Annotated in this window: 23 protein-coding genes; 17 read left to right on the top strand and 6 right to left on the bottom strand. The window is 67.8% G+C overall.

Features of this window, described 5'->3' with window-relative positions:
* Positions 1–135: 135 nt before the first annotated feature.
* A complete protein-coding gene (locus R6Y94_RS10510; protein WP_318395615.1) occupies positions 136–1,401 on the bottom strand; it encodes a low temperature requirement protein A in 1,266 nt (421 codons plus the stop codon).
* A gap of 175 nt (positions 1,402–1,576) precedes the next feature.
* Between R6Y94_RS10510 and R6Y94_RS10505 the strand changes: the two genes are divergently transcribed.
* From R6Y94_RS10505 to R6Y94_RS10495, 3 genes are all read left to right on the top strand, one after another.
* A complete protein-coding gene (locus R6Y94_RS10505) occupies positions 1,577–2,107 on the top strand; it encodes a DinB family protein (protein WP_318395614.1) in 531 nt (176 codons plus the stop codon).
* Between the two features lie 193 nt (positions 2,108–2,300).
* On the top strand, positions 2,301–3,329 hold the full coding sequence (locus R6Y94_RS10500; RefSeq protein ID WP_318395613.1) for an AfsR/SARP family transcriptional regulator: 1,029 nt from the start codon (positions 2,301–2,303) through the stop codon (positions 3,327–3,329).
* Between the two features lie 141 nt (positions 3,330–3,470).
* Complete coding sequence (locus R6Y94_RS10495) at positions 3,471–4,334, top strand: DUF2637 domain-containing protein (RefSeq protein WP_318395612.1); 864 nt, start codon at positions 3,471–3,473, stop codon at positions 4,332–4,334.
* Between the two features lie 183 nt (positions 4,335–4,517).
* Here R6Y94_RS10495 and R6Y94_RS10490 read toward each other — a convergent pair whose 3' ends face one another.
* Both R6Y94_RS10490 and R6Y94_RS10485 read right to left on the bottom strand, forming a co-directional pair.
* The gene (locus R6Y94_RS10490) at positions 4,518–4,709 is read right to left on the bottom strand and encodes a DUF397 domain-containing protein (protein ID WP_318395611.1); all 192 of its coding nucleotides are present in this window, start codon (positions 4,707–4,709) and stop codon (positions 4,518–4,520) included.
* Positions 4,706–5,578: a helix-turn-helix transcriptional regulator gene (locus tag R6Y94_RS10485; RefSeq protein WP_318395610.1), complete on the bottom strand. Its 873-nt coding sequence runs from the start codon at positions 5,576–5,578 to the stop codon at positions 4,706–4,708. The genes R6Y94_RS10490 and R6Y94_RS10485 overlap by 4 nt, the downstream gene beginning before the upstream one ends.
* 488 nt (positions 5,579–6,066) lie before the next feature.
* On the opposite strand from R6Y94_RS10485, the gene R6Y94_RS45105 reads away from it, so the two are divergent.
* From R6Y94_RS45105 to R6Y94_RS10455, 7 genes are all read left to right on the top strand, one after another.
* Positions 6,067–6,939 carry a helix-turn-helix domain-containing protein gene (locus R6Y94_RS45105; protein WP_412102733.1) on the top strand — a complete coding sequence of 291 codons (873 nt, stop codon included), beginning with the start codon at positions 6,067–6,069 and terminating at the stop codon, positions 6,937–6,939.
* Positions 6,940–6,943: 4 nt separating this feature from the next.
* The gene (locus tag R6Y94_RS10480) at positions 6,944–7,492 is read left to right on the top strand and encodes a hypothetical protein (protein ID WP_318395609.1); all 549 of its coding nucleotides are present in this window, start codon (positions 6,944–6,946) and stop codon (positions 7,490–7,492) included.
* 86 nt (positions 7,493–7,578) lie between these two features.
* Positions 7,579–7,830 carry a hypothetical protein gene (locus R6Y94_RS10475; RefSeq protein ID WP_412102732.1) on the top strand — a complete coding sequence of 84 codons (252 nt, stop codon included), beginning with the start codon at positions 7,579–7,581 and terminating at the stop codon, positions 7,828–7,830.
* A 606-nt stretch (positions 7,831–8,436) separates the two neighbouring features.
* On the top strand, positions 8,437–9,309 hold the full coding sequence (locus tag R6Y94_RS10470) for a radical SAM/SPASM domain-containing protein (RefSeq protein ID WP_318395608.1): 873 nt from the start codon (positions 8,437–8,439) through the stop codon (positions 9,307–9,309).
* 98 nt (positions 9,310–9,407) lie between these two features.
* Complete coding sequence (locus R6Y94_RS10465) at positions 9,408–10,355, top strand: hypothetical protein (RefSeq protein ID WP_318395607.1); 948 nt, start codon at positions 9,408–9,410, stop codon at positions 10,353–10,355.
* A 17-nt stretch (positions 10,356–10,372) separates the two neighbouring features.
* On the top strand, positions 10,373–11,743 hold the full coding sequence (locus R6Y94_RS10460) for a phosphomannomutase/phosphoglucomutase (protein ID WP_318395606.1): 1,371 nt from the start codon (positions 10,373–10,375) through the stop codon (positions 11,741–11,743).
* A 110-nt stretch (positions 11,744–11,853) separates the two neighbouring features.
* Positions 11,854–12,033, top strand: coding sequence for a hypothetical protein (locus R6Y94_RS10455; RefSeq protein ID WP_318395605.1), 180 nt, complete (start codon positions 11,854–11,856; stop codon positions 12,031–12,033).
* A 765-nt stretch (positions 12,034–12,798) separates the two neighbouring features.
* On the opposite strand, the gene R6Y94_RS10450 is transcribed toward R6Y94_RS10455, so the two are convergent.
* Entirely contained in the window at positions 12,799–13,356 is a 558-nt protein-coding gene (locus tag R6Y94_RS10450; RefSeq protein ID WP_318395604.1) for a hypothetical protein, read from the bottom strand.
* Positions 13,357–13,986: 630 nt separating this feature from the next.
* Here R6Y94_RS10450 and R6Y94_RS10445 point away from each other — a divergent pair.
* The 6 genes from R6Y94_RS10445 to R6Y94_RS10420 all read left to right on the top strand — a co-directional run bounded on the left by R6Y94_RS10445 (position 13,987) and on the right by R6Y94_RS10420 (position 19,769).
* Complete coding sequence (locus R6Y94_RS10445; protein WP_318395603.1) at positions 13,987–14,610, top strand: hypothetical protein; 624 nt, start codon at positions 13,987–13,989, stop codon at positions 14,608–14,610.
* 136 nt (positions 14,611–14,746) lie between these two features.
* The gene (locus tag R6Y94_RS10440) at positions 14,747–15,961 is read left to right on the top strand and encodes a tetratricopeptide repeat protein (RefSeq protein WP_318395602.1); all 1,215 of its coding nucleotides are present in this window, start codon (positions 14,747–14,749) and stop codon (positions 15,959–15,961) included.
* A gap of 152 nt (positions 15,962–16,113) precedes the next feature.
* Complete coding sequence (locus R6Y94_RS10435) at positions 16,114–17,022, top strand: ABC transporter ATP-binding protein (RefSeq protein ID WP_318395601.1); 909 nt, start codon at positions 16,114–16,116, stop codon at positions 17,020–17,022.
* A gap of 10 nt (positions 17,023–17,032) precedes the next feature.
* Complete coding sequence (locus tag R6Y94_RS10430; protein WP_318395600.1) at positions 17,033–17,773, top strand: ABC transporter permease; 741 nt, start codon at positions 17,033–17,035, stop codon at positions 17,771–17,773.
* An 89-nt stretch (positions 17,774–17,862) separates the two neighbouring features.
* The gene (locus tag R6Y94_RS10425) at positions 17,863–19,143 is read left to right on the top strand and encodes a sensor histidine kinase (RefSeq protein ID WP_318395599.1); all 1,281 of its coding nucleotides are present in this window, start codon (positions 17,863–17,865) and stop codon (positions 19,141–19,143) included.
* Complete coding sequence (locus tag R6Y94_RS10420; RefSeq protein WP_318395598.1) at positions 19,140–19,769, top strand: response regulator transcription factor; 630 nt, start codon at positions 19,140–19,142, stop codon at positions 19,767–19,769. The genes R6Y94_RS10425 and R6Y94_RS10420 overlap by 4 nt, the downstream gene beginning before the upstream one ends.
* A gap of 60 nt (positions 19,770–19,829) precedes the next feature.
* Here R6Y94_RS10420 and R6Y94_RS10415 read toward each other — a convergent pair whose 3' ends face one another.
* Positions 19,830–20,624 carry an MBL fold metallo-hydrolase gene (locus R6Y94_RS10415; protein WP_318395597.1) on the bottom strand — a complete coding sequence of 265 codons (795 nt, stop codon included), beginning with the start codon at positions 20,622–20,624 and terminating at the stop codon, positions 19,830–19,832.
* Positions 20,614–21,411 (bottom strand): alpha/beta hydrolase, encoded by a 798-nt coding sequence (locus tag R6Y94_RS10410; protein WP_318395596.1) that lies wholly within the window; start codon positions 21,409–21,411, stop codon positions 20,614–20,616. The genes R6Y94_RS10415 and R6Y94_RS10410 overlap by 11 nt, the downstream gene beginning before the upstream one ends.
* A gap of 237 nt (positions 21,412–21,648) precedes the next feature.
* Between R6Y94_RS10410 and R6Y94_RS10405 the strand changes: the two genes are divergently transcribed.
* Positions 21,649–22,620: a helix-turn-helix domain-containing protein gene (locus tag R6Y94_RS10405; RefSeq protein ID WP_318395595.1), complete on the top strand. Its 972-nt coding sequence runs from the start codon at positions 21,649–21,651 to the stop codon at positions 22,618–22,620.
* Positions 22,621–23,070 lie beyond the last annotated feature (450 nt).

Raw genomic sequence — 23,070 nt, 5'->3', positions numbered from 1 at the left:
GCCCGCCGGGTGGCACCATGCGCTGAGGTAGGGGTGCCGCGCGGGCCGACGCTCCTGGACGGTCCAGTCCGGCGACCGGCCCGCTACTGATCCCCTGTCACGAGAGACCGTCCGCCTGGCGGCGCCGGTTCTGTCCTAGATGCGGATTGTGTCCGTGACGGTCACCCCACCGAGGACCGCGGCGGCGGCACTGGCAGCCACCAACGGCGGCAGGTAGAGCAGTACCGGTGCCAGGGCTGCCAGCACGACCACCGCAACGAGTCGGGTGGCGTGGAAGCGCCCGCCGACAGCTCGTTCGAGGACGACACGTCCGAGTAGGAACAGCACGGGTCCCCCTAGGATGACGCTGATCCAGGCCGGTCGAGTGTGTTCGACCGGATGGCTGATGACGAGTTTCCCGCCGACGGAGACAGTAAGAACGCCGGCCACCATGATCGCGTGGGCGCGCGACACCGACCGGCTTATACGGATCGGTTCGTAAGCGCGGAAAACGGCAGCTTCCAGCAACGCCCCGGCCCGGTAGATGTAGATTCGCCAGATCAGTACCGTGCTAATGAATGTCACCGCGAACGCGACGTTACTGTATGCCTCGAAGTCACCAAGCCCGTGAGCGATTCCCGCAGCCAGAAATACCTCGCCGAGCGCAACAGTGAACAGTTGCCGGTAGCGCTCACCCAGGTGCTCACCCGCCGGTGGAAAGTCCTTCGGTTGAATGCGGCCACGCCGGGGTACGGGAAAGCGAAGCCTGGCTATCGCGTACTCCAGCAATATCGCAAACGCCCATAGCGCCGGGCGCACCGGACCACGTGTGAACGCCCCCACGATCCACGGCACGGCGGATGCCCCGAACCAGAGCAGCCCCTGGACAACGGCCGCCTGCGCGTTATGGCCACGCAGGATGACCAAGAGAAGCAGGTCGCGGCCGATGTGGAGTGCCACGTACGTGGCGGCGAAGAGCACCCCTCGCTCGCCGAACGCCCCGGGAATGGCGACCGCCATCACCAGAGCACCTATCATCGTGCCGAAGATAAACAGCTCGATCACCGGCCGCGACGGGTCGAATGTGTCGCACACGGACGCGGTGAAGGTCCAGATCGAGAACGCGGCAAGCAGCAGTATCAGCGTCTCCAGGACCCCGGTCCAACTGAGCTGATCCACCAACGCCTGACCAAGCCGCAGAAGCGTAAGAATGAACACCAGGTCGAAGAACAAAACCAAAGGCCGGCAACGGCCGGCGGACCGGTCAGAGTGAGCCTTTTCGACCTCCACACGCGGTCCGGCAAAGCGCAGGGTCGGACGCGGTGCGCGGACGCCGCGCGGTTCAGGTTGAAAAAGGTTCCGCACAGGTTCCGTTTCCAGATAGGTGGTCTGGTCGCCGCCTCCAGCGCGGCGGCGGCCCACCGAGTCAACAGCGACGAAAACTGCTGCCGCGTCTCAGGTAGCACGCATTGCGGAGTACCGCCGTTCTCGGTCAGTCTGGCGGCACTGGGACCATAGCGGTCAGAAAGTGACCGCTATGGGTCGTAGCGTCAGATCAGAGCACGGCGAGGCCACTCCGAAACGAAGGATGACGACCATGGCGACGACGACCTCCGAGAAGACTGTGACCGGCGAGCGGGCCGATCTGCTGGAGTCCCTGGGCAAGGCGCGGTTCTTCCTGCGCTTCACGGCGCGCGGGCTCAGCGACGAGCAGGCGGCCACCCGCAGCACGGCCAGCGAACTCCGCGTGGGCGGGCTGATCAAGCACGTCACGGCGGTGGAGCGGCAGTGGGCGCGGTTCATCGTCGAGGGAGGCTCGGCGATGCCGGCCGGCGACGATCCCGCCGCGTACGAGGCGCACGCGGCCGGGTTCCGGATGGAGCCCGGGGAGACCCTGGCCGCGCTGCTGGAGGAGTACGAGGAGGTCGCGAGGCGTACGGACGAGTTGGTGCGTACGCTGCCCGACCTCGACGCCGGGCACGAGCTGCCGCCCGCGCCGTGGTTCGAGCCGGGTGCGCGGTGGAGCGCACGGCGGGTACTCCAGCACATCGTGGCCGAGACCGCCCAGCACGCCGGGCACGCCGACATCATCCGGGAGGCCATCGACGGGGCGAAGTCGATGGGCTAGCCGGCCGCAGGCAGCAGCTGAAGCGCGCTGTGCGGCTGCACGGGGAATCTGGTCCCTGAGCAGCCGCTCAGCCGTCTGGTGGGGCAACTCGACGGGTTCGCGCGGCCTTCCACCGTTTCTGCACGACCCTTGATCCTGGTGTAGGTGTCATATCGTCTCCGGTTGGGCACCGATCACGGAGGTCGACGGGTTGATGCGGTTTCGGGTGCTGGGCCGGGTGGTGGCGTTCGGCGAGCGCGGCCAGGTCCCGCTCGGCCCGGCCCGCCAGCGGACCGTGCTGGCGGCATTGCTGGTCGAGCCCGGCAGCCTGGTCTCCGTCGATGCGCTGGTGGACCGGGTGTGGGGTCCGGCGCGGCCGTCGCGTGCCCGGCAGACATTGCATACCTACCTGTCCCGGCTCCGAGGCGTGCTCGGCGACGCGGGCGGGCCGGTGCCGGCCCGGCGGTCCAGTGCCTACACCCTGGAGGTTGACGAGTCGGCGGTGGACCTGCACCACTTCCGGACGCTGGTCAGGCAGGCCAGACAGGTCGCCGACGACGACAATGCGGCGGCGCTGTGGCACCGGGCGATGGCGTTGTGGCAGGGCAGGCCGTTCGCGGACCTGGACAGTGACTGGTTGCGGATGGTCACGGTCGGGCTGGAGGTGGAGCGGCTGTCGGCTGCCCTGGACCGCAACGATGTGCTGCTGCGCCGCGGCGAGCATGCCCAACTGTTGCCCGAGCTGACTACTGCTGCGAGCGCCTATCCGCTGGACGAGCGGCTCGCCGGACAGCTGATTCTCGCGCTGTACCGCTGCGGTCGGCAGGCCGACGCACTGGCGCAGTACCGGCTGCTGCGCGACCGGTTGGTCGACGAGCTGGGCAGCGATCCCGGGCCGACGCTGCGGGAGCTGCACCAGCGGATCCTCCGGCATGACCCGGAACTTGCCGCGACCGCCACCATCGGGACACCTGATCGGACCGCGGCGCCGGTCGAGACCCTGACCGGCCCGCCGGGTAGCCCGGGTGAGCACCCGGCGGGGCGGCCGGGTCCTGCCGTGGGCCTCCCGCAGCGGCTGGCGCAGCTTCCCGCCGACGTGGCCGGTTTCACCGGCCGCGCCACCGACCTGCGACGCCTCGACGAGCTGCTGGGCTACCCCGTCGACGACCAGGCCCCGCAGGCGGTGGTGGTCACGGCCATCGGCGGCACCGCCGGAGTCGGCAAGCCCAATCACGGAATGTGACACACTTTTTTCTAACCCATCCGTCCGCTTTATTCTGATTGCTGTACCCGCTCGTAGCCCTGGAGGCGAAGCAAGCGGCGTTCGGCGTGCTGTCCCGGCCATGCCGTCCGCAGCATCCACCCCTAGCGTGGGGGTGGCCCGATGAGTACCCGCACGGACAAGGCTTTGCGCATGCTGACCGCGCTGACGGTGGCGGCGTTGGCAATCGTGGCGGGTGCGATCTCCTTCTCCCATATGGCCGAACTCGCCGTGCGGCACGGTCAGACCGGGTGGAAGGCGTACGCCTTCCCGATCAGCGTGGACGGGTTGGAGATCGTGGCGAGCCTATACCTCGTCGCGCAGCGGCGCGCGGGGCGCCCGACCGGTTGGGTTCCCTGGGTGGCGCTCGTGGTCGGCACTCTGGCCAGCCTCGCCGCGAACATCGCCGTGGGCGGTCACGATCCGGTCGGCAAGGCATTGGCCGGGTGGCCGGCGCCGTCGATGCTCGTATCTGTCAAGTTGCTATTTTCCATGATCGACCACGGCGAAGACGATCAACGGACGGCCGGGGACGATCAGCGGACGGCCGCTGATCGTCCATCCGTCCCGGGGACGGTCCGGCAGACCGGCCCGGACGGAGGACGGTCGTCCCGGCCGACGGCGGACGAGCGGACGGCGGCGCCCGGCCCGTCCGCGAATAACGCGGCCGACCGGCCTACCGGTCTGACGCGGGGTCGGCCAACGGAGATGGGTTCCCGGCCCGCGCCGGTCGACGTTCGCCCGGTGGCGCACCTGCTACCGGCGGCGCGGGCCGCCCGCGCGATGCTGGCGACCAAGGGACGCTCGCTGTCGCGGGACGCTCTGGCCGACGTGATGCGCGACGACGGGCATGGCGTGTCCAATGAACGCGCGTCCTTGCTGTTGAAGATCCTCAGAGCCGAGCAGGAGACCGCACCCCTCGCCCGACGGGCCGACCGGGCTGATGAGTGGGGGACGGCTCCGGCCGAGGCAACGGACGTGGCGTAACGAGGGTGCCGGGAGCTACGGCGTGGACTGGCAACGGGACAGTAGGCGGGGGCGATCACTTGCCGGTCGCCCCCGCCAGTCACCGGCCATTGCACTGGCAAACACAGATAGTGAAGATCGCCAAATTAGCAAACAGCGACCCCCCAAGGAAGGTCGCTCACGGCGTCGTCGCGGCTGGGCAGGTCAGGCCAAGGCTCCCGCCTTCAACGCCGTCACGAAGCTGTCGTAGCTCTCAGGACCGAAGGAGAGCACCGGTCCGGTGCGGTCCTTGGAGTCACGAATCTGAACCCTGCCATCGCCCGTCCGAGCCTCGACGCAGCTATCGCTGCCGTTGCTCCTGGTCGACTTTTTCCAGTCTTGCGTCAGACCGTTCACTTTATCCCCTCTGCGGCGCGTCGCAGCAATTCGGTCGACTTGTCGCCAGACAACGCATCCTGCGCCAACCTGTTGAATACGTCGCCATACGATGCTACCGCCTCGGGGTACAGGTCGCCCGCGTACGTTTCGCAGTACACGACGTCCTCGCCCTCGGGGAAGCCCAGGATCACCAACGGCCCGAGCGTACCGGCGTGAGCGCCAGCGGCGTACGGGATCACCTGGAGGTCAACGTTGGGCCGCGACGCGAAGTCCACCAGGCGAAGGAGTTGACGACGCATCACGTCGGGTCCGCCCACCATGCGACGGATAACGCCCTCGTCAAGGATGATCCAGACGCTCGGCGGATCGCCCTGGTCAAGGATGGCCTGGCGCGACGTGCGGACCTCAACGCGGGTCTCGATCTCCTCAGCCTTGAGCCGAACGGGACCGCGTTGCAGTAGCGCTCGGGCGTAGTCCTCGGTCTGTAGTAGTCCCGGAACCACCATCGGCCCGAACGCCTTGATCGAGGTCGCCTCGCTCTCAAACGCGATCAGGCTCGCGTACTTCTCGGAGATCGCGGCGGCGTACGGCTGCCACCATCCCTTGTCTCCGCGTTTGGTGGTGTCAGCGGCGGTCTTGGCCAGCCTGTTCGTGACCTCGGCGTCTGCGCCGTAGGTCTGCAACAGCGCCTTGAGGGTCAACGGCCGAACGCCCACCCGACCGCGTTCGATGCGGCTCAGGTGTGAGTCGGAGATTCCGGCAGCGTTGGCAGCCTGGTCGATGTTCAGGCCGGCTGCCTCACGCAACCCCTTGAGTTCGATGCCCAGCTTCCGTCGCGCCGTAGGACTTGCCGCGGAGGCCAGTCTACGGCCAAGGTCAACGGTCAAGAGACTTCCCCAAACACTCGCTCCAGACAGTTGCTTGGAGCAGGTGCCCCGTGGAATCATGCCCTTGTTGCCTCCGTCACAGCTAGGGGAGGTCCGGCAGATGACCACACCTACGACGGTCCGCTCCGCAGTCCTGCGGCGAACCGGATCAATCAGGGCCGTCCCTGTGACCTGCGACGACGGCAAAGAGGTCGATCAGCCCTCTACTCCCCGCTGCCATACCGAGGTGGGTCTCTGTGGCGGACGGGTGACAGGTCGGGCGCGCTGTGCACCGTTGCCGCTACCGCCCAGCGTGTGTCGCTGCGCAGTGCGCCCGACTTCACCGGGATGTGGATGGGGAGGACGGCCATGGTCGTTGCCGCAGTCTTGAGCGCGCTGTTGATCGGCTACCTCGCTGGGCTTCTGTCGTTCAAGGTCAAGGCGCGGTGGTGTCCGCGCTGCGGCGCGCTCACGACTCGTGTCGTCCCTGAGCAGGTCAGGCGGGCGCCATGACGGTCTCCACGGTTGGTGACGTGATCACAGGGTTGCCAAGTGGGCGAGGGGGAGACTTGACGGGACCTGCTGGCGGTCGTGGCGTTGCCGATCCGCAGGTGCCGCCTGTTACCAGGGAACACCTTCGTCAGGCGCTCCGGGATCTCGGCGGGTGTCTGTCGAAGCGGCGGCGCGCGATTGACTTCAAGCAAGTCGAGCTGGCGGATCGGGTGGGCTACTCCCGTAGCACGGTCGCCGGAGCGGAGACCGGGTACGGTCGCGCGCATCGCGGTTTCTGGGAGGCGTGTGACCGGGAGTTGTCAGCCGGCGGCGAACTCCTGGCCGAATTCCTTCGGGTCGATGCATTGGCGCGTGCCTACAATGCTCAGACTAATCGGGAACGGCAGCGGCGGCGCAACGAACGGTTCCGGGATGACATCCAGCAGACGACTCCGGCCGCCGAGCCGATGTCTGGTGTGAGCGTGTGCGACTGTCCGTTGACGGTCGTGCGGTGGACCGGGTGTGAAACTCGGGCGCTGCGTGAGGCGCTGCGACTGAGCATTCCTGACTTCGCTACCCGGCTCGGGTTCAGCGCTACGTCTGTGGCGAGTTGGGAGAGTCGGGACAACCCTGCCGGGCTGCGGTTGGCGACGCAGCGAGATTTGGACACGCTGTTGAAGCGGGTTGATGCTGACACCCGCGTGCGACTGCGGGCGATTCTGCGGGAGCGACAGAACCAGCACGCCGGGCGAGTACGGGTTATCGATCGGCATGTGTGCGGCACTTCCCGAGCGACACGCTCTCGCCGTTCTGCGCCGTCTCTTGTCCACAACGCTTCCCGCCTTCTTGCCAGCGAGAGCGCTTCGACCATTGCGACAAAAGGTGACTAGAACGATGCGGAAGCCGAACAACATGCTGCGGGCGGTGCGGTTGCGACGGTCATCGCCGTCAGGTTCGGGTCGGCCGATGTCCCGGCAGGAGGTGGCCGAAGGACTCAATTCCGTGTTGTTCGAGCAGACCGGCAAGGTATACGCGCTGGACGCGAATTATGTAGGCAAGTTGGAACGCGGAGTGATCCGATGGCCTCAGCCTGAGTACCGACAAGCGTTGCGAACGCTGTTTGATGCGGCCACTGACGCCGACCTCGGGCTGTACTTGCTGCGGGGTTGGGACAAGGTGCCGGACGTAGCACCGAAGTTGGGTAACGCTGATCCGGAATCCGTTCAATCGCGTGCCCCGATGCCGATGTCGGTTCGGCCGACCACGGTTCCGGTGGCGGTCACGGTAACGGTAACCGCCGGTGAGGCTGGCTCCGTCCGTGTGTTGATCGACACAACGCCCCCGAGCGATGGTCCTATCGAGTCGAAGTCGGCATTGCCCGGAGGTGCGCGGGTGTATTCGCTGGCGCGGGCACGGCAGGCCCGCGCGGCGCGGGCCGGCTGAGCACATGATTGGCATAGAACGTGCCGATCCTCGGCATGAAAGGGCTACGGCCGCCGGTCATTAATTGGTCTGACGAGGGAGGAAACGTGGCGACGACATATCACGGTGGCGATCAGATCGACCGCGCGCAGACGACGTTGGAGCGGCATGCGGTATCCAGCGCGGACGGTTTGTGCCTGACATGCGGGGTGCCTGGTCCATGCGTCGAGCATGAGCAGGCGGCCAAGGTGTTCATGTTCGCGCTGCGGCTACCTCGCCGCGTGCCGGGAGCGACACGGCCGGAGTTGATCGGCGCACGGCGGGTGGGTGTGCCTGGCCTGCTCGCGCAAGCGGGCTGAGGCGCGGTCGTGCAGCCGGAGCGAGCGGGCCGCAACGGGCTAAAGGTCGGTGACGTGGTGTATGTCGGGCGGTCCGCGAGCGTGCAGTTCGGTGGCGCGTCCGCCTTCCTGTTTCGGGTGATCCGCGTCGACAACCGCTCCACCTATTACGGGTGGGCATGGTTGGACGGTTACCAACTCGACAGTAACGGCAACGCGGTGGAACGCCGGGCGATCTACCTTCAACCTTCCGGACTCCGAAGGGTTCCGAACGCGTCAGTCGCGCCCGGTCGCACACCGAATGTGCGTCGGCTCATTGGCACGCGCGCATCGCTGCGGAATGCGCGCGTGCCTCCCGGTCGCACATGACGACGGCTTAACGCACGGGGAGGGAGTTGCGGCTGTGGGCGCCCCGGAGCCGATCCCCGACAGGGGTTGGGCTCGCTTTATGGATAGCGCGTTACTCGTCGCGCAGATCCATTGGGAAGGCGTGGACGGATATTGCACCGGCTGTCGGAGTGAATGGCGACGACTGGTGCTGTACCCATGCACGCAAGCCGAGTGGGCGCACCGAGTCCTTAATCGATACGGCGACACGTCGCCAGGTCAACCCCTTTGGGAGAAGCAGTGACCATTGAAGTAAGCGAGCGACCGGCGGCGGTTCACGTGCCGTTGCCGCGCCATGTGGAGGTGGAGACCTCTCGGCGGTGTAACCGCACCTGTTCGTGGTGCCCTAACGGTGAGAACAACGCTCGCCGGATTCAGGAACTCATGGACTTCACTCTGTACCGCCGGATCGTGGGCGAACTGGCCGAATTGGACTATGCGGGCTATCTGGCGTTTCACAACTACAACGAGCCGTTGTTGAACCGGCGCATCCTGGATGAGATCGCCTACGCGAAGGCAGCGATGCCGAACGTACGCCCCGCGATTTACACCAACGGCGACGTGTTGGACTACGCCTTCTTTGATCGGCTTATCCGCGCTGGCGTTACCTACATCCGCGTGACCCGGTATCCGCATCGCGCCGACACCCCACCATCCTTCAACACTGTGCAGGGGTGGCTACGCCGCGCCGGCCTGCTGGACGAATACCAATGGCAGTACCGCAGAGTCCGCCAAGGATTGGCGGCGGTGATGGACGGCCTCGGGTTCAAGGCGGAAGTGATCTCTCCGGAGATCACGGGCGTCTACAACAACCGTGGCGGTTCGGTCACCACGTTGCCGGTGTTGACGAGGAAACGTACCGAGCCGTGTCTGATGACGGCGACCAGCGCCGTCATCGACTACCGGGGCCGGATGAAGATGTGTTGTTGCGTCTATCCGGAGATCCCCGCTCACACCGGCTACGTGGTTGGCGACCTGCGTACAGCGCGGTTCGCGGACTTGTGGGAGTCGGCGCAGATGAACGGCTACCGGGAGGCGCACGCTCGCGCGGATTGGTCGTTGTCTCCGGCCTGTGCGACCTGCGTTCAGCCGTTGCCGGAGACTCGGCAATGAGCGCGGTGGCGGCGATGTCCCAGGCTGACGTCACGGACCTGTCAGTGTCGGCATGTGCGCCGGCTCGGGTGTGCCTGGCTGGTGAGTCGCTGGACTGGATGACCGGCGGTCCATCCGTCGTGGCAGCGGTGCCGCTGCACACCACGGTGACGGTGATCGGTGGCGACTGCGTCGGCCCGGTGCTGCTGGCCTCGCCCGCCTCGGAGCCGTCCACCCGCGCGGTGGACGCGGACGATCTCGGCAACTTCGTCGGGGACGGACTCGACTACCTGCAAGCTGCGGTGAAGGTCGTCATGCACCGTTGGCCCCTGCTGATCAAGGGTGCGCGGATCGAGGCGGCGTCAACGGTGCCGGTCGGGGCCGGGGTGTCCAGTAGCGCGGCGGTGACGGTGGCAACGGCCGGGGCGTTGCTGCGCTTCGCTGACGCTGCCGTGCCGGCCGCCGCGACCGTCGCGCAGGCGGCGTACGACGCGGAGACGGGACAGTTGGGCACCGGGGCCGGGTGGATGGACTTCTTGGCCTGTACGCACGGCGGGGTGTGCCGCATCGACGCGGGCGACCCGCCCCGGGTGACTCGGCTCGCCCCGTCGCTCGGGGTGCCGATGCTGGTGATCGACACCTTGCAGCGCCGCGCCACCCCGGGGGTTCTGGCGTCCAAACGGGACCGGTACCGCTCCGGTGACCACGCGATGCGGGCGTACGCCATGTCGGCAACGGCGATCGTCAAAGACTTAACCGCCGTGCTGCGTGACCCGTCACCGGATCACGCGGTGGTCGGCGCCCTGATGAGCGAGGCACAGCGCTTGCTGCGGGATCTGGTCGGCTGCTCGACTCCGCTGATTGACGAGTGCGTGCGTCGCTGCCTGGCCTCCGGTGCGTACGGGGCGAAGCTCACCGGGTCGGGGTACGGCGGCTGTCTGGTGGCGCTCGTCCCGATCGAGGCAATCGCGGCGATTCACGCCTCCCTCTCTGATCTACCCGTGCGTGTCATGGTGTTCACTACGGGTGAACAGCACGGGGTTGTGTTCCCGCCATCGGACTACTGAAAGGGCGTCCCGCGAGCATGCGTGACCTGGGCCAACTGATCAAGGCATACGACATCCGGGGCACCGTCCCGGACCAGTTCAACGAGTCGACCGCGTGGGAGATCGGCGCGGCGTTCGCCCTGCTCACCGGAGCGGAAACGATCGTGACCGTGCGGGACATGCGCCCGTCCTCAGTCACCCTCGCGGCGGCGTTCGCTGGCGGAGCGACCAGTCAAGGTGCCAACATCATCGACGCCGGTTTGGGGTCGACGGACCTGATGTACTTCGCGTCCGGGCACCTCGGCGTTCCCGGCGCGGTGTTCACCGCGAGTCACAACCCGGCCGAGTACAACGGGATCAAGCTCTGCCGCTCGGGTGCCGCCCCGGTCGGGCAGGACACCGGCCTGGCCGATATCCGGCGGATGCTGGAAGGCGGCATCCCGACCTCTGCCGGACCATCGGGCACCGTCACGCATCTGGACCTGCTGGCCGAGTACGCCGCGCACCTGCGGGGGCTGGTCGACCTGTCCGGCATCCGGCCGTTGAAGATCGTCGTGGACGCCGGCAACGGCATGGCCGGTCACGTCGTGCCGGCTGTTCTCGGTGACGCGATCCTGCCCGGCCTGCCGCTGTCGATCGTGCCGATGTACTTCGACCTTGACGGCACGTTCCCCAACCACGAGGCCAACCCGATTGACCCGGCCAACCTGGTCGACCTACAGAAAGCCGTGGTCCAGCATCGGGCGGACGCGGGGTTGGCGTTCGACGGTGACGCGGACCGCTGTTTCCTGGTGGACGAGAACGGCGAGCCGGTGCCGCCGTCCGCGATCGTCGGGCTCATCGCCACCCGGGAACTCGCCCGCGATCCCGGCGCGGCGGTGGTCTACAACGTGATCACCAGCCAGGCCGTATCCGAGATCATCGCGGAATCGGGTGGGGTGCCAGTGCGGTGCAGGGTCGGGCACTCGTTCATGAAGCAACTCATGGCCGAACACGATGCGGTGTTCGGTGGGGAGCACTCCGGGCACTACTACTTCCGCGACTTCTGGCGGGCCGATACCGGGATGCTCGCCGCGATGCACGTCCTCGCCGCGCTCGGCGGGCAGGACCGGCCGCTGTCGGAGTTGGCTGGACAGTTCACCCGCTACACCGCCTCCGGTGAGATCAACTCGCAGGTGGCCGACACGGCGGCGACCCTGGATCGGGTTGCCTCCCGGTACGCCGACCGGCCCGGCGCGGCGTTGGACCGGCTGGACGGGCTGACGGTCACGCTCGGGAAGACCTGGTTCAACCTGCGCCCGTCCAACACCGAACCGATGCTGCGGCTCAACGTCGAAGCGCCGGACACGGCATCGATGGTCCGGCTGCGCGACGAGGTGCTGGCGACGGTGCGTGAGACGGACGGCTGATGGCGTGCCATCATCGGCCAGGGTCGCACTCGCTCACCGGGCGGCAACACGCACGATCGGCCGCTACTCGTTCCGTTGCCTGGCAACGGGCGGCCGTTGCCGCGCTCGCGGTGGGCAGCCTGGCAGCTCTGGTGTCGGCGATCGTGACGATGACGGCGGTGTGGCTGCTGCTCGACGGCCAGTCCGCGTGGACGAAAGGGCTGGTCGTGTTCGCCGGAACGGTGATAGGCGCCGCTGCCGGGAGTTGGTGGAGTCAACCGCTGATGGCGCAACTACTCGACCGAGGGTAGGAAGGGACTGACCCTGGATCAGCATGGAGCGGCCCCGGTTTCCCGTTGGGGACCGGGGCCGTAACGTTCCCATCCAAGGCGGCAGCAAACAGGGGAGAATATCGCCCCGACCGTCAAGTAGTCAGACGACCTTCGTTGGCCACATGCGGAGACTTATTAGGCTCTTAAAGAATGCGTCCGGCCCTGTGACGGCAATATTCGTTTCCCCAACCTGACCGCCGCATGCCGCTACTGGCTCGTTCGTAGAGATGTGGGAACAAGTGATGCGCGGCCATTCAAATTCCCTACCGTCTATCAGTACGCGACAAACACCCGTAGACGGCAGAGGGTTGTTTACGTCGAGCCGATCGATGAACTCTGGCGGGGGTGGTCCGCTGCCCCATGGTGCTCCATGGGCACCGATCGTGGCTAGCTGGTGGTTAACCAGGGTGGACCACGCATGATTGATCATTGGGGTCCCGTGCCTGGTGGTCACGTTAACCAGCGTGTCATCGGCTAATTTGTAGGCAACGTGGACTGCGGCCGATGTGTGGGAGGCGTTGTCATCGAGGTCTGTCCGCGCTCCCTCCGTTTCCCAACTGCGTCCGACGTCATTGCTGGGGCAGTCGGGAGCCTCCAACGTTGCGAATCTCGTCCCGAGCCACTGATAGATCTCTTCTGGATTGGACAATGAAAAGCCGTGGCTCTTCCGTCCTGACTCCCCGGGAACTTGAAACATGTTAGAGGCTCCCAACTACGTTAAGTCAGACAGCTAGCAGATACACCTTACAGGGTACCCGTGGCCGTCGGACCGTACGAAAAGCAGATCGTTCCGTCCCAGAGGACCGCGTTGCTGCCGTAGAGAACACTTGTGGTCACCTGGGTAGGTCCGCCGGCGGTGAAGGGATACGTCTTCGCCCAGAAGTGCACGGAGGCGGCCGGGTCATTCCAGTTGCCCGTGCTTGCGCCGTAGGAATCGATGATCGAGATGCCCCAGGTTACAAGGATGGCCCCGGACCAACCAGGGTTCAGACTGAACCCCGTGTAGATAGAGGTGTAGTGCCGAGTGGTGTCGACAGCAGTCAAGTAGATGAAGGACCTTCCGCATTCTCCTGGTACCTCGTCGAAGAGCGTGCTCTCGCCCTTCTTCACGCTGTACTCCACGCCGTTGCTGTCAACGCGGACCTGGTATCCGTGGGCGGCTGCGATCTCGCGATTCACACCCACCCGCTTCATTGACATCTCTTGTACAACCACGGCACCGCTAGCACCGTTGGGCTCGGCCGAGGCTTGCGCGGGCGAAAGCCCTAGGGCGGCGCCGAGGGCTGCCACCATCAACGGCACGAGTAGACTTGACCTAATCCGCACTGGGTCCTCCTCTGGACAGGGGGCGGTGACTGGGCGGAGGCGGGCGGCTGCGGTGGTGAAGGACCGCAGCCGCCCCTAATCCGTACGGATCTTCCTATCAGACGAACGTTGAGCCCGGATGCCCTGTCGACTGTCCGCCTGGTGACCGAAAGGCGGATCCGGCGGGCGCTGGTGGACTCTGAGTGATCGCGCAGCGGACATTGCATGACATGAGTGAGTCGGATTGCGCACTGATAGTAGCCAGTCGATTTCATAGTGAAACCGCTGTGAGGTATGTCACCATGAGCATGCCTTGCCTTACTGTCCGTTGGCGCACTGGGGCTGCTGTAGCCCGGTGCTGGCTGGCGGTGCCGGTTCGGTGGGGTGGTGCCGCCCGAGAAGTCGGGGATCGTGGCAGCGGCGTGGCTGTGCTGTCTGGAGGCGCTGGACTCGTCGGGTGCTGGCAACTCGCGCGAGTCGGCGGCCGGGTGTCAAGCTGAGCGGGTGAGCGAGCATCCCCCCGATGACGACCGCGCCGCTAGGGGTGCGGCCGGTTCCCGCCGTCCTGATGAGGGGACGAGTGACGCGGAGTGGGAGAAGTGGCGTGCCTGGGATGAGCAGATACAGGTGCTCAAGGATGAGGCGGAACGGACCGGCAAGCCTGTCCGGCTGCCACCCGCACCCGACGCTCAGAGTGGCGGCCTGCTCATGCTCAACATTGACGATCCCCGGATCGAAGGCTATGTGGAGCCGCCGGAACCGGCGGATCTGACTCCTGTGCAGAAGCAGCGGCGGGCGTTGGCGGACCGGCTGGCCGGCACCCTGCTCAACAATCCGGTTGGTGACGAGCGGGCCGCGTACCTGGTCGGGTCGCTGTCGCTGCCGGCGAAGGTCCGTTACGCCCGCGCGGTGCGGACGGCGTTGACGCAGGCGCCGGAGGTGGCCGAGGCGTCCGAGCCGGGCGCGGTCAAGGTTCAGAGCAATGTCGGCGGGGTGATCATTCGGCTACACGGGCCGGAATGGAGCATGGTGTTCCGGCTCTCGCCGTACCGGGAGCCGGTGCTGTTCGTCACCGACGACATGCCCGACCGTGCCCGTCGTGTCGATGGTGACCAGGACTGGCAACCGGAGATCAACGCGGCGATCAACGCCACGTTGCGGGAACTGTCCCGCTACTCCCTCGGCGGGGACAAGTTCCTGTACCGGCCGTTGTCGGCGTACCGCCGAGGCGGAACCGGGTCCGGCGGTTAGGTCCGGGAGGGGTCGGCGGCCCGGCTGGGGGTGATCGCGTCGGTGGCGGTCAGCGTCCGGCCTTCCTGGTCTCGACTACTACCAGGCGGCCACGGTGTCCGCGACAAAGGCCCTCTATCCAGCTAGCGCCAACCACATGCCCGAGGTCATCGCATCGATCACCCCCATTCCGGAGTTCGCCGATCCGGATGACGCCTATGCCTGGTTGGAGGACGAACGGTTCTGTCTGGTGGCGGCGGCGGCGCACACCGCGGCGCAGGGCAACTCCAGCTACCCGGTCCGGCTGGCTCGGATCCTGGAGCGCTACCTGGATGCCGGCTACCCCACCGATGCGCTGGTCGTCAACGGCCACGCCCACCGCGCCGCCGAGCGGGCGGGCGACCTCATCGGGCAAGCCCACACGCTGCGTCAGCTCGGCAACGCCTACAACCGGATGTGCCGGCACGACGAAGCCGTCGATCATCTCCAGCGGGCGCTGACCCGTTTCACGCAGGCAGGCGACCGCGTCGGTGAGGCCCTCGCGCTGTCCGGCCTTGGCATTGCCGTCCACCGCCTCGGCGACCACGAGCACGCAATCGACAACTTCAGGCGCAGTATCGAGCTGTTCCGCCAGGCCGGAGACCGGCTCGGTGAGGCCAAGGCGCTGACCAACCTCGGCAATGTCGAGAACCGGCTGGGCCGGGGCGAGGGCGCCGCGCACTACCACCGACAGGCCCTGGTCGTCTTCCGGGAGGTCGGGGCCAGGTTCTACGAAGCGACCACGCTGAACAACCTCGCCAACGCCGAGCTACGGCTGGGCCGCTACGCACTGGCCGCTGACCACCCGCGGCAGTCCCTGACGCTGCTCGAACAGCTGGGCAGCCCGAGGGCCGAGGCCCATATCCGGGACACGCTCGGCAACGTCCACCTCCGCCGGGGCGAGTGGGAGCAGGCGGTCGCATGCTTCCAGCAAGCACTCACCATCTGCCGCCGGATCGGTGATTGGTACGGCAAGGTATGGGCGTTCACCGGCCTCGGCGACGCGGCCCAGCTCGCCGACCGCCCGGCGGAGGCCCTGGGCCACTACACCGAGGCGCTCGCCATCGCCGCCGACACCGGCAACCGGTACCAGCAGGCCCGCGTCCACACCGGTCTCGGCGACGCCCACCGGATGCTGAGTAACCCCGATCTGGCCCGGATCCACTACGAACAGGCCCACGCCACCTACACCGAGCTCGGCGTGCCCGAGGCCGCGGACGTCGGCGCCCGTCTCGCCGCACTCACCAGCACTTGCGAGCGATCCGTCATCGGCGCATCCGACCTCGACGCAGCTCCGAGTCGATTCTCAGCCAAGCGTCGCCATGAAGCCTGAGCGCGCCCTGCTCGGCAAGCCTTCGTAGCGGTCGACACGGCGGGCTGACCGGGCATCCACCGATCGGTTGATCGGCGTGCCCATCGCGTCCGGCGCCAGCGGTGGCTGCGCGGTCGATTCGGCGCCGGACCGCGGACGGCACGCTTTCCGGTATGGCAATCATCGAGGTAGACGGCCTCGTCAAGCGCTACGGCGAGCACACCGCGGTGGACGGGGTCAGCTTCGCCGTCGAGCCGGGCGAGATCTTCGGCATCCTGGGCCCCAACGGGGCGGGCAAGACCACCACGGTCGAGTGCGTCGAGGGGTTACGGACCCCTGACGGTGGCGCGATCCGGGTCTGCGGCATCGACCCGCGACGCGACACCGGTGAGCTGCGGCAGCTGCTCGGCGCGCAGCTCCAGGAGAGCGAGCTGCCCGACAAGCTCAAGGTCGGCGAGGCGTTGGAGTTGTTCAGCTCCTTCTACCGCCAGCCCGCCGACTGGCGGGATCTGGTCGACACCCTGCGGCTCACCGACAAACTCGGCACGCAGTTCCGGCGGTTGTCCGGCGGGCAGAAGCAGCGGCTGTCGATCGCGCTCGCGCTGATCGGCAACCCGAGGGTGGCGGTACTCGACGAGCTCACCACCGGCCTGGACCCGCAGGCGCGACGCGACACCTGGGACCTGATCGAGGACGTCCGCGACCGGGGCGTGACGATCCTGCTGGTCACGCACTTCATGGAGGAGGCGGAGCGGCTCTGCGACCGGCTGGCCGTGATCGACTCGGGCCGGCTCGTCGCGCTCGATTCCCCGGCCGGGCTCGTTTCGAGGGTCGACGATCAGCAGCGCATCCGGTTCCGGCCGTCGGCACCGCTGGACCACGCCGTGCTGACCGCGCTGCCCGAAGTCACGTCGGTGGAACGGGCCGGCGGCCAGCTCGTGGTCACCGGTACCGGAAACCTGCTGCACGCGGTGACCACCGTGCTCGCCCGCAACCAGGTCGTCGCCGCCGACCTGCGGATCGAGCAGACCTCGCTGGAGGACGCCTTCGTCGCGCTCACCGGCCGACCCTTCGAAGCCTGAGGAGACCGCCTTGTCCGCCCTGTCCCGGCTTACCGCCACCGAAACCAAGCTGTTCCTCCGCGAGCCCATGCTCGTGTTCTTCGCGCTCGCGTTCCCCCCGATCCTGCTCGGCATCTTCGGGGCGGTGCCGCCGTTCCGGGAACCCGACCAGTCCCTCGGCGGCCTGCGGGTGATCGACCTGTACGTGCCGATCATCGTCGCGATGAGCCTCGCCATGTTCGCGCTCAACGGCCTGTCCCAGCTCTTCGCCACCTACCGGGAGAAGGGTGTGCTGCGGCGCATGCGGACCACCCCGGTCAGGCCCGCGATGATGCTCGGCGCGCAGCTACTGATGTCCACGATCATGTCCGTGGGCACCATGGCGGTCGTGCTGGCCGTCGGCCGGCTGGCGTTCGACGTACGCCTGCCCCGGCAGATTCCGGCCTACCTGCTCGGCTACGTGCTGGCAGCGCTGGCTATGTTCGCGATCGGTCTGCTCGTCGCCGCGCTCGCGCCGAGCGGCAGGAGTGCCGGCGCGATCGGGACCGTACTCTTCTTCCCGATCGTGTTCTTCGCCGGCCTCTGGATACCACGCGACAACATGAACGGCGTGCTGCGGACGATCAGCGACTTCAGCCCGCTCGGCTCCGCCGTGCAATCGTTGCAGGATGCGACGGCCGGGCACTGGCCGCAGCCGCTGCACCTGGCTGTCATGCTGGGCTGGACGATCGTGGCCGGTGGGCTGGCCGCGCGGTACTTCCGCTGGGAGTAGGTCGTGAGCGTCTCGGAGTAGGTCGTGAGCGTCGAGGAGTAGGTCGCTGTGCGTCAATGAGGCGGTCGCTGAGCGTCGAGGAGTAGGTCGTGAGCATCGAGGCCGAGCTGCGTGCGGAGTTCGACCGCTGGGAGCGCAGGGAGATCGCGGTCTTCAAGCTCCTCCCGTACCTCCTCCTGGCGGCCAGTGTCCTGCTCACGCTGCTGCGGCCGGCCTGGGACGGGCCGATGCACGTCCCGGCGGTCCTCGGGCTCACGCTCGCGACCGTGCTCTGGTTGCTCTGTTTCCACACCCTCCACCCGGAGTGGCACCAGAACGCCCCGCTGATGGGCCTCTACTACACCGGCCTGATGGTGCTGGCCGCCGGCCTGGTGGCGATCGCGCCCTTCTTCACCCTCTTCACCTTCGTCGGCTACCCCCAGGCGTTCCTGTACCTGCAAGGCCGCTGGCGCTATGCCGGCGTCGCGACCACGGCACTGATCTCGGCGGTGGGGTACCTGGGTGGAGCGGCCGACCTCGTCGCCGGGGCATGGCCGGAATGGATCGCCATCAGCCTGGTCAGCGTCGTGTTGGCCGGCGCGTTCTTCTACTTCGCCGAGCTGGCCGACCAGCGCAACCGCAGGCAGAAGCAGGCGCTCGTCGAGCTGCACGAGGCCAACGTCAAGCTGGAGGCGGCGCTGGAGGAGAACGCCGGCCTGCACGCCCAGTTGCTGGTCCAGGCCCGCGAGGCCGGGGTTCTCGACGAGCGGCAGCGGATGGCCCGGGAGATCCACGACACGCTCGCCCAGGGGCTCGCCGGCATCCTCGCCCAGCTACAGGCCGCCGAGCAGACCCTGGACGAGCCGTCGCCGTCGCGCCGGCACGTGACGAACGCGATGAACCTGGCCCGGGAGAGCCTCACCGAGGCACGTCGGACGGTGCACGCGGTGGAGCCGGCGATGCTCGCCGAGGCCCGGCTGCCGGACGCGATCAACGACGTGGCCAGGCGCTGGGCGGAGGTGCACCACATCGACACGGTGTTGACCACCACCGGTGACGCCCGGCCGATGCACGCCGACGTCGAGGTGGCACTGTTACGGACCGCGCAGGAGGCGCTGGCCAACGTGGCGAAGCACGCCCGGGCCAGCCGGGTCGGCCTGACCCTGTCCTACATGGAGGATCTGGTGACGCTCGACGTACGGGACGACGGGGTCGGCTTCGAGCCCGGCGCCAAGCGGGCCAACGGCTCCACGAACGGAGGGTTCGGGCTCGGCGGCATGCGGCAGCGGGTACAGCGCCTCGCGGGCCGGTTGGACATCGAGTCCGAGCCGGGTGGCGGCACCGCGATCTCGGCGGCCTTGCCGGCGATCCCCGCCGGAGGTGCGGATTGATATCGCTGTTGATCGTCGACGACCACCCGGTGGTGCGGGACGGGTTGCGGGGCATGTTCAGCGCCGACCCGCGCTTCGAGGTGCTCGGCGAGGCCGGCGACGGCGCCGAGGCCATCGCCGCCGGGGAGAAGCTCCGGCCCGACGTGATCCTGATGGATCTGCGGATGCCGAGGACCGACGGGGTCACCGCGATCAGGGAACTGGCCAGCCGCGGTGTGCCGGCCCGGATCCTGGTGCTCACCACGTACGACACCGACAGCGATGTGCTGCCCGCGATCGAGGCCGGCGCCACCGGGTACCTGTTGAAAGACGCGCCGCGGGAGGAGCTGTTCCGGGCGGTCGAGGCTGCCGCGCGCGGACAGGCGGTCCTCTCCCCCGCCGTCGCGACCCGGCTGATGGGCCAGATCCGCCAGCCGGCCACGGAGCCGCTGTCCCAGCGTGAACTGGAGGTTCTGGAGCTGATCGCCCAGGGTTCGACCAACCGCGAGGCCGCCCGACAGCTCTTCATCAGCGAGGCGACGGTCAAAACCCACCTGCTGCACGTGTACGCGAAACTCGGGGTCAACGACCGGGCGGCGGCCGTGGCCACCGCCTTCTCCCGCGGCTACCTGACACCACGGGGCTGACAGCTAGCGTGTCGGGTGTCCAGCACATCGATGTGATGAGCTGTGCCGTACGGCTACGGGTCAGGTCTCCACGTCGGTGGGGGTGCCGATCGGCAGCCAGCGAATGCGCTCGCGCACCCCCGGTGGAGCATCGGCGAACTCCCGTTCGATGACGGCACGGGACTGTTGGAAGTGCCGCCACCCCTCGTAGTGCACCGGCACGGCGGTGTGTGGGCGTAGGGCACCGAGCAATTCGACGGCGTCGCGGGCGGTCATCGTGTAGCGGAGCGGGCCGGTGACCGGGAAGCGGACCCCGCCGAGATGCACCAGCGCCAGCCCGACGGGCATGCGCCCGACGACCTGCCGGACGCCGCCGTAGAGCACGGTGTCGCCGGATATCCACAGCACACCGTGCCGCTGCCCCTCCCAGCGCAGGGCGAAGCCGACGACGTCGCCGACGATCGGCCTGCTCAGCGGCGGCCCGTGCCGGCAGGGCGTGGCGGTGACCTCGATCGACGGCCGGCCGTCACCCTCCAACGTGGTCGTCGCCCACGGCGCGAGACCGCGCGCACCGCCGCCGAGGCGGCCCGCACCGGGGACGGTGGTGACGACCGTGCCCGCCGAGGGAAGGATCCTGCGGCCGGCCTCGTCGAGGTTGTCGCCGTGGTGGTCGTGGGTCAGCAGCACCGCGTCGACCGGCCCGAGCGCGTCCGCGGGTACTGCCGGGTCGGCGAGCTTGCGGGAGGACGTACCCCAGCCGAACGCGTAGGTACGCCCGGCCGGGTCGAACGTCGGATCGGTCAGCAACCGCCAGCCAGCCGCCTCGATCAGCACGGTGGGGCCGCCGATGTGCGTGAGGCGGACGTCAGCGTGCATGTGACAGAGCCCAGTCGAGGGCGTGGTCGGCGATCTCCTCCCAGCCCTTCTGCGCGGGCAGCAGGTGCGCGTACCCCTCGTACTCCTTGATCTCCGTGACCGTGTTGGACTTGTAGTGCTTGGCGTTCGACCTCTGGATCGCCGGCGGCATGATGTGGTCCTCGCTGCCGGAGATGAACAGCAGCGGCGCCCGGTTGTCGTTGTGGTAGTCGACCCAGGTGTCCTGGTGGCCGGGCTGGAAGTTGGCGAGCACGCTGCCCCAGAGGATGCCGCCGTTGGCCGGGATGTGGTAACGCTCGTAGCGGGCGCGGGACTCCTCCTCGGTGAACGTGTTGGTGAAGGCGTACTTCCACTCCTCGAAGGAGAGGCCGACGGCTCTGTGCCGGTTGGCCGGGCTCTTCAACACCGGGAACGTGGACTTCACCTGGGAGAGCGGAACGACCCGTACCCCTTCGGTGGGTGCGGAGTTGAGCGCGACGCCGGCCGCGCCGAAACCGTGGTCGAGCAGGATCTGGGTGAACGCGCCGCCGGCCGAGTGGCCCATGATGATCGGCGGGTGGTCCAGCTCCCGGATGATCCCCTCGATCTTGGAGATGATCGCCGGCACGGTGACGTCGGTGATGATCTGCGGGTTCTCCCGCAGCGCCTCGACCTCCACCTCGAAGCCCGGGTAGCCGGGCGCGATCACCCGGAAGCCCTTCGCCTCGTAGTGCGTGATCCACTGCTCCCAACTGCGCGGCGTCACCCAGAAGCCGTGGACGAGGACGATCGTGTCGGGCGTGGTCATGGCAGGCTCCTCAGAAACGAGAGCAGGTCCTCGGACAACTGCTGCTTGCGGGTGTCGGCGATGCCGTGTGGTGCGCCCTCGTGCACGGTGGGCGTCGCATTCGTGATGCGGGCGGCGGAGACCCTGAGCACGGCGCCCCTCTCGTAACAACCGCATGCGAACCTAGTGAGCGGAGCGCGCCGGGCCGGGGCTGTGCGTGCACCGTTGTCGGCTCAGCGTGCACATCGGGTGGCGTAAATGGGTTTCGTGTTGGATACGGCGGACATCCCGCTGCGTGAGCGCATCGAGGCGATCTACGCGGCGATGGTGCAGGCGTCCGTTCCGTCGTACGTGATCCATGAGGACCCGGACGGCGACGTCCGGACCCGCCTGGAGGTGTGGAACCTCGGCGGCGCCAACATCTTCACCGCCCGGTCCACCGGCCTCCGGCTGCTGCGCACGCCCAAGCAGGCCCGCCAGGACGCCGCCCCGGTCATCGCGCTCTCCGTGCAGCGCCTCGGCGACGGCCGCCACGAACAGCTCGGCTACCGGCAGGTCGTGCCGCGCGGCGAGATGTTGATGGTCGACCTCTCCGCACCGTACGACTTCTCCTGGTCGGGCGAGGGCGCGGCCGGCTGCATCCAGGTCCCCATCGACCAGGTCGGCCTCCCGCTCGACCTGATCCGCCGCGCGGCGGCGAACCTGCGCACCAGCCCGCTGTACGACCTGGTCGCCAACCACGTCAGCCAGGTCGTCCAGGACGCCGAGCGGCTCAGCGCCGACCCGGCCGTCGACGCGCTCGGCCGGGCCAGCATCGAGCTGGTCCGTGCCCTGCTCGCCTCCGCCGCCCGCGCCGAGCCGCTCACCCGCGCGGTCCTCGCCGAGACACTGCTGACCCAGGTCCGCGCCTACGTCCGCCAGCACCTCGCCGACCCCGACCTGCGCCCGGCCACCATCGCCGCCGTGCACAACGTCTCGCTCCGGTACCTCTACAAGATCTGCGCCCAGGCCGACTTCAGCCTGGAACAGTGGATCATCGGCGAAAGGCTGCAGGGCGCCCGCGAGGAGTTGCGGCGGCCGGCAAGCCACGGCCGCACGATCGCGGCAGTGGCCCGCCGCTGGGGCTTCACCGACCCGACCCACTTCACCCGACGGTTCCGCGCCACGTACGGTCTCACTCCGAGCGAGTGGCGGCGAATCTCCCCCGAGGTGCCCCGCCAGCACTCGTAGCTGCCGGCTACCGGGCGTATTCCGAGCAGCCTGCGGCTGTCACGGTCAGTAAGGTTGCCCCGCCGTCAGGGAGCCAGCTCGGGCCAGCACGCACACACAGCGGCAGATCCGGATGCGTACCGACTCGCGCCAAACACCCGCGAATGCGATCATCGTCTTCATGGTGATGATCAGAGGGATCGATGGCGCGTAGGTCACCGGCGGTGATGCGGGCAGGGCTACCCCGCCGGGGTGAAAGCCGCACGACTGCGGCGATCGACGGGCTCAGCGCCGGAACCGTCAGGCAGATCGCGACCGTCGAGCGTGCGCGTCTGTGGCCCGGTGCGGTCGCTGGTGCTCTGGCGGCGTGGAAACGCGCCGTTCATGGGCCGTCCGCACGCCTGCTGCAGGACGCCGCCAACGCGGGCTGCCCCTGTTGTGACCCACTTGAGCACCGCGACGTGCTGGAGC

The organism is Plantactinospora sp. KLBMP9567 (assembly GCF_033446045.1).
In the GTDB taxonomy this organism is placed as follows: Bacteria; Actinomycetota; Actinomycetes; order Mycobacteriales; family Micromonosporaceae; genus Plantactinospora.
This window is presented reverse-complemented; position numbering and strand designations above follow the sequence as displayed.